The organism is Butyricicoccus pullicaecorum, from assembly GCF_002160355.1.
GTDB lineage: Bacteria > Bacillota > Clostridia > Oscillospirales > Butyricicoccaceae > Butyricicoccus > Butyricicoccus pullicaecorum.
In genome coordinates this window covers 1-1,533 of the sequence record NZ_NFKK01000042.1, presented here as the reverse complement: position 1 = coordinate 1,533, position 1,533 = coordinate 1, and the positions used below count along the sequence as shown (strand labels likewise).

The window sequence follows — 1,533 nt, the reverse complement described above, 5'->3', positions numbered from 1 at the left end:
CGGAACAGATCAAACGTGAACAAGCACAGGCTGCACGCTATGAACAAAAATATCTACAAGCTCAGAGGAGAGTTGACGCATGCTTAACAAGGTAATTTTGATGGGTCGCTTTGCACGCGACCCGGAATGTAAGTACATCGGCGACCGCAAGGTTGCAAACTTTACGCTGGCGGTTGACCGTGGCCGCAAAAATGCAAATGGCGAGCGTGAGGCCGATTTCATTGACTGCGCTGCGTGGGGCAGCTCGGCCGAGTTCGTGCAGAAATGGTTTGCCAAGGGCATGATGGCTATTGTAGTCGGTCGCATCCAGACCCGTCACTGGGAGGATCGGAACGGTAACAAGCGGGTATCGGTCGGCGTGCAGGTCGACGAGATTACGTTCGGCGAGACCAAGAAGGCCCGCGATCATGCGCACGGTAGCGATCCGGTGCCGGAGCTGCCGCCGGTCGATCCGGATGCGCTGGGTGCGGATGACTTTGCACCGTTGGATGACAGCGATGTGCCGTTCTGAGAGGATTGACACGCTGTGCTGGGACTGCAAAAACGCAGTCCCGCACGGCAGTTATGGGTGTAGCTGGTCGCGGCGTTTTGCCCCTGTCTCAGGGTGGAAAGCTGCACGACGAGACGTTAAGGTTTCCAGCAACGGACGCAGTTATTATACCGAGAGCTATATTGTTTTCGAGTGTCCAGAGTTTAATGGAGGGCCATACAATGTCGGAAAATGAAAATGTAGATGAGCTGATCGAGCGGCTGGGACGCAATGCGAAAGAGTACGCGATCGCTGGCGACTGTGCCAGCGCAGAGTTTTTAACAGCCTGCGCTAATACAATTAAAGACCAGAGGGCGCGTATCGAGTATGAACAGGACTGCTATGAGCGTAGCATGCACCTTGTAAGAGTATATCAAGATAAGCTGGTTCCTAAATATGAGGCTTTGGTTGAAAAACTCAGACACGAACAAGATGCGCTGATAAGTGATTTGAGAGGCTGCGCGATCGAAAGCTGCGCCGAGTGTATGTATTGCCTATATCAGACGGCACCCAGCTTTTGCAGTGATTGTACTGATGGGTCTAATTGGAGGTGGAAAGGTGAAAAAGAGGCATGACACTATGACCGTACAGGAATGGCGAAATACACACCATAAATGCGCATGGTGTGTACATTGTGTTCAGTCTGGGTACTGTTCGGCCGATATTATCTATGTGTGCAAAGCAAAATGCAAACGGGTTAAGCCATCGCGACTTAGACCTTTTTGCAGATTATTTCAGATGAGTAAGGAGGACTGATTATAACATGACCATCCGGGATGCGATTGACCAGTTGGAGGTATTGTGTGTGCTGGACGCTCCGAGTTTACGGACGGCGGTTGACATGGCCAAGGATGCCTTGCGAGAGGCAGATAAGCTTGGAGGCCTCGACCGTTTGCGCGAGCTGGTGCAGGCCGACCGTGAGGGCGACATTTTGCGCCGCAACACGCCGATGAGCATTTATCCTGACGACGATTCGAGCGTAGAAGCATGTCCGACTTGCGGCA

General features: G+C 52.4%; 3 protein-coding genes. All 3 read left to right on the top strand.

What is annotated here, in order from left to right:
* Positions 1 to 79 precede the first annotated feature (79 nt).
* Positions 80 to 511, top strand: a complete 432-nt coding sequence (locus B5F17_RS14415) for a single-stranded DNA-binding protein (protein WP_087374936.1) — start codon at positions 80 to 82, stop codon at positions 509 to 511.
* 200 nt (positions 512 to 711) lie between these two features.
* Positions 712 to 1,104: a hypothetical protein gene (locus tag B5F17_RS14410; protein WP_087374934.1), complete on the top strand. Its 393-nt coding sequence runs from the start codon at positions 712 to 714 to the stop codon at positions 1,102 to 1,104.
* 188 nt (positions 1,105 to 1,292) lie between these two features.
* Positions 1,293 to 1,533 (top strand): hypothetical protein (locus B5F17_RS14405; protein WP_143287765.1); only part of this gene is annotated, 241 nt, incomplete at its 3' end.

What these genes read in the sequence shown, in the direction of transcription:
- B5F17_RS14415 (WP_087374936.1), top strand. Translation starts at nt 80, where the DNA reads ATGCTTAACAAGGTAATTTTGATGGGTCGCTTTGCACGCGACCCGGAA.
- B5F17_RS14410 (WP_087374934.1), top strand. Translation starts at nt 712, where the DNA reads ATGTCGGAAAATGAAAATGTAGATGAGCTGATCGAGCGGCTGGGACGC.